The 4,205-nt window shown below is 72.1% G+C and carries 5 protein-coding genes and 1 pseudogene; 2 read left to right on the top strand and 4 right to left on the bottom strand.

Translation table 11 applies throughout. The features are described from left to right. Positions 1-467, top strand: a pseudogene (locus FNH05_RS38505) (hypothetical protein); the annotation flags it as partial. A 13-nt stretch (positions 468-480) separates the two neighbouring features. Then, positions 481-1,227 (top strand): ESX secretion-associated protein EspG, encoded by a 747-nt coding sequence (locus tag FNH05_RS33645; protein ID WP_144592891.1) that lies wholly within the window; start codon positions 481-483, stop codon positions 1,225-1,227. Positions 1,228-1,375: 148 nt separating this feature from the next. Here the strand turns inward: FNH05_RS33645 and FNH05_RS33640 are convergent, their stop codons facing one another. From FNH05_RS33640 to pcaC, 4 genes are read right to left on the bottom strand one after another with little or no spacing between them, the layout of a single operon-like run. Continuing rightward, complete coding sequence (locus FNH05_RS33640) at positions 1,376-2,245, bottom strand: AAA family ATPase (RefSeq protein WP_144592890.1); 870 nt, start codon at positions 2,243-2,245, stop codon at positions 1,376-1,378. An 11-nt stretch (positions 2,246-2,256) separates the two neighbouring features. Then, positions 2,257-2,820: a nucleotidyltransferase family protein gene (locus FNH05_RS33635; protein WP_144592889.1), complete on the bottom strand. Its 564-nt coding sequence runs from the start codon at positions 2,818-2,820 to the stop codon at positions 2,257-2,259. Continuing rightward, entirely contained in the window at positions 2,813-3,601 is a 789-nt protein-coding gene (locus FNH05_RS33630; protein ID WP_144592888.1) for an IclR family transcriptional regulator, read from the bottom strand. The genes FNH05_RS33635 and FNH05_RS33630 overlap by 8 nt, the downstream gene beginning before the upstream one ends. Positions 3,602-3,661: 60 nt before the next feature. Then, positions 3,662-4,057 (bottom strand): 4-carboxymuconolactone decarboxylase, encoded by a 396-nt coding sequence (pcaC, locus tag FNH05_RS33625; protein WP_144592892.1) that lies wholly within the window; start codon positions 4,055-4,057, stop codon positions 3,662-3,664. Positions 4,058-4,205 lie beyond the last annotated feature (148 nt).

The raw sequence follows: 4,205 nt of genomic DNA, 5'->3' as shown, positions 1-4,205 counted from the left end.
TCCCCGGCCAGGCCAACGGCTACTGCCCCACCTCCGACCCCGAACGCGGCGGGTCCTCCTACCGCACCGGTACCGGCCCCGGCGGGACACCGCCGACCGGCGGCGGGCCCGGGCGCAACAGCGCCGCGGGCCGGTTGCTGGGCGGCGACGCCGAGAGCGGCGGCCGTGGCGGCGGAGGAGGCCGCGGCGGCGCGACGGCCGGGGAAGGCAGCGGGCGCGGACTCGGCGCCGGTCGCGGCAGCGACGCCGGTTCACTGGGCCGCACGCTGGCGGCGGAGGAGGCCGCGGCGAGCCGCGGCGCGGCCAGGACCGCGGGCGGCTCCCCCATGGGTGCCGGTGCTGCCGGGCAACGCGGCAAGGGCAAGGAGGACCAGGAACACCAGCGTCCCGACTACCTGCTGGAGGCCGACCCCGATTCGGTCTTCGGCAGCGACGTCCGCGCCACCCCGCCCGTCATCGGCGAGTAGGCGGCGAGGCGCGATGGGGCCTGCGACCGGTCACTACCTCTCGTTGCCGCTCGCGGCGCTCGCCGGGGCCGTCGAGCAGGAGAAGGCCGGCACCCTGCACCTGGTGCTGAGCCCGGAACCGTTGTGGCTCAGCGACACGGAGAAAGCCGCGGCGCGCCAACAGATGCTGGACACGCTCGCGGAAGCGGGACTGCTCGACCGCCGGGGACGCCTCGACGCCGACTTCCTGGACTGGCTCCCCCTGCTGACCCGGCCCTCGCTGGAGTACTACGGCTGGGTACACGACGGCGAGCGCACCTACGGCGTGCTGGCCGCGGCTCGGGGGCTGCAGGGCATCGTCGCGGTCCGCGTCGGCGACGGGATCGCGCTGCGGCCGGCCCCCCGCGACCGCCTGCCCGAGACCCTCATCGCCGAACTGCCCGAGAGACACGCCGGTGGCGGCCGCCCCCTGACCATCCGCGTCGCCGACCTCGAAGACGCCGCCCGGGAGAACCGCACCCCCGGCCGGGACGTGCGAGACCTCGTCGACGTGCTTCGCCGTCCGCTCTCGGGCTCCGGTGAGCTGTACGTGGGCCGCCGCGACGAGCTCAACCGGTACACCCGACTGGAACAGCCGTTGCACTACGCCGACACCGACTGGGGCCGCTACCTCAACTACACCGTGGGCACCGGCCGGGACGCCGAGATCCACCTGGCCCCCGGCCACCCCGGCGCCCTCATCGAGCACCTCCTCCGCCTGGAACACACCCTCCCCAGCTAGGGACTCCCAATGAAGCGGTCGTCTTTTCCCAAGCGGCGGAGCCGCTTGCAGCACCCGCTCAACTTGCACCGCCGCGGGTTCTGACGTGGCCCCTCGCGAGGACAGCGCCGACGTGGTGAATTGACCCGCACCGCCACGCAAATCGCTTCTAGGACAGTAAAGCGTCGAGTTTGGCGCGGACGCGGTCCATGTCCTCGGTGTACTTGAGCACGGCGCCGAGGGTGCGGGCGGCGGTCTCGGCGTCCAGTTCGTCGCGGCCGAGTGCGGTCAGTGCCTGTGCCCAGTCCAGGGATTCGGCGACCCCGGGCGGCTTGAGCAGCTCCAGCTCCCGCAGCCGGCGCACCGCGGTGGCCACCTGGGTGGCCAGCCGCTCGCCGATCCCGGGCAGGCGCCGCCGAAGGATCGCGATCTCCCGCGGCAGGTCCGGGTGTTCGAGCCAGTGGTAGAGGCAGCGTCGCTTGAGCGCGTCGTGCACCTCGCGGGTGCGGTTGGAGGTCAGGATCACCAGCGGCGGCTGGGCGGCCCGCACCTCACCGAACTCGGGGATGGTCACCACGTTCTCGTCGAGCAGCTGCAGCAGGAACGCCTCGAACTCGTCGTCGGCGCGGTCGATCTCGTCCACCAGCAGCACGCACGGGGCCGTGGTCAGCGCCCGCAGCAACGGCCGGGCCAGCAGGAAACGCTCGGTGTACAGGGACTGCTCGGCCACGTCGACGTCGACGGTGTGCCCGGCGGCCTCCAGCGCGCGCAGGTGAAGCAGCTGACGCGGGAAATCCCATTCGTAGAGGGCCTGCGACGCGTCGATGCCCTCGTGACACTGGAGGCGGATCAGGGGCAACTCCAGCGACTGGGACAGCGCCACCGCCAGCGAGGTCTTACCGGTACCGGGCTCGCCCTCGCAGAACAGCGGCCGCTGCATCCGCAGGGCGAGGAACGCCGCCGTGGCCACGCCCTCGTCGGCGAGGTAGCCGGTGGTTTCGAGCGTTTTCGCCAGGTCTTCAGGAGAGTTGACCGTCACAAGCACCCAGCCTACGGGTTGAGGTCGGCCGGCGTGTCCACGTCGCCGCCGGTGCCGAGATCCGAACAGTCCACCAGGCGCAGGTCCTCCCGTCCGGCCAGCCAGTCCCTGGCCCCGCGGTCTCCCCGCGCGCCGTCCGCGATCTCTTCCCACCAGCGACGGCCGAACAGCACGGGATGTCCCGGTACGCCCTGGTAGGAGGCCCGCGCGACGATCTCGGGCGAGGCGAGCGCGGCCAGCCGCGCGACCACTCGCGCGTCCACACCGGGCAGGTCGACCAGATGCACGAGCACGGCGTCGGCCTCCGGCAGCGAACGCAGGCCCACCCGCAGCGAGGCGCCCATCCCGTCCGCCCAGTCCGGGGCGCGGACCGAGACCGCGGGGTCCGGCAGCAGCACCCGCACCTCGTCGGCGCGGGCGCCGAGGACCACGCGGACCGGCGCGCAGCCGCCGTCGGTCAGCGCCCGCAGCGCGCGGCGCACGAGCGGTTCGCCGTCCAGTTCGACCAGTGCCTTCGGCCGCCCGAACCGGCGTCCGGCTCCGGCCGCCAGCAGCAGCCCCGCGCAGCTAGCCACGACACGCCTGTGCCGGGGCCACCGCGAGATCGTCCTCGATGCGCCGGGCGGCGGCCAGTAACGGGGGAACCAGGTCCGCCTCCACCGATTCGCGGGTGTTCCGGCTGGCGTGGGTGGACAGGTTCACCGCGGCGATCACGGTGCCCCGCCGGTCGCGGATCGGCGCGGCGACCGAGCGCAGCCCCTCCTCCAGTTCCTGGTCCACCATGGCCCAGCCCTGTTCGCGCACCTTCGCCAGTTCGGCCCGCAGCGCCGCCGGTGAGGTGAGGGTGTGCGAGGTGAGCCGGTCGAGCTGGGCCTCCTCGAAGTAGGCCGCGAGGCCGTCGGTGTCGAGCCCGGCGAGCAGCACATGCCCCATCGAGGTCGCGTACGCGGGGAAGCGGGTGCCGACGTTGATGCTGACCGTCATGATGCGGGACACCGCAACGCGCGCCACGTAGACGATGTCGGTCCCTTCCAGCACCGACACCGAACTCGACTCGTGCACCTCGGCGGAGAGCCGCTCCAGGTGGGGCTGCGCGACGTCCGGCAGGGTCATGCCGGCCAGGAACGCGTAACCCAGTTCCAGTACGCGCGCGGTGAGCGAGAAGTACTTGCCGTCGGTACGGACGTAGCCGAGGTCCACCAGGGTGAGCAGGAACCGGCGGGCGGCGGCCCTGGTCAGTCCCGTCAGACGGGCCACATCGGACAGTGTCAGTTCGGGAGTGCCCTTACCGAAGGCCCTGATCACCGCCAGCCCGCGATCCAGGGACTGCACGTGATGTGCCGCGCGCTCGTCCATACCGCTCACCCTAGTTCAGCGCCGGAAGAATGCCGGGAAGTGGCTTGTCCGGCGCGGCCGTCACTGCGGTTGTGCGGTCGGCTCGCCGAGCTCGGCGAGGGTCCGCTGGGCGATCGCGAAGGCCGCGTTGGCGGCGGGCACCCCGGCGTACACCGCGGTGTGCAGCAGCACTTCGCCGATTTCGTCCGGGGTCAGGCCGTTGGTGATCGCGGCCTTGACGTGCATCGCGATCTCGTTCTCGCAGTGCAGTGCGGTGAGCACCGCGAGGGTGATGCAACTGCGGGTGCGGCGGTCGAGCCCCTCCCTGGTCCAGATCGACCCCCACGCGGCGCGCGTGATGTAGTCCTGGAACTTCCGGGTGAATTCGGTGGTTCCGGCGATGGCGCGGTCGACGTGCGCGTCCCCCAGCACCTCCCGCCGGACCGTCATCCCCGCCTCGTACCCCTCGTCGCTCACGTTGTCGCTCACGTTGTCGCTCACGCGACCTCCTTGAAATGCCTCATGATCAACTCCGTGAACGTCTCCGCCTGTTCGTAGCTGCCCAGGTGCGCCGCCTGTTCGACGACCTCGAACCGCGCGCCCGGAATGTTGCGGGCGATCAGTT

It is taken from the genome of Amycolatopsis rhizosphaerae (genome assembly GCF_007713715.1).
Taxonomy (GTDB): Bacteria; Actinomycetota; Actinomycetes; order Mycobacteriales; family Pseudonocardiaceae; genus Amycolatopsis_E; species Amycolatopsis_E rhizosphaerae.
The sequence above is the reverse complement of the archived record's forward strand: the minus strand, read 5'-3'. Positions and strand labels throughout refer to the sequence as shown.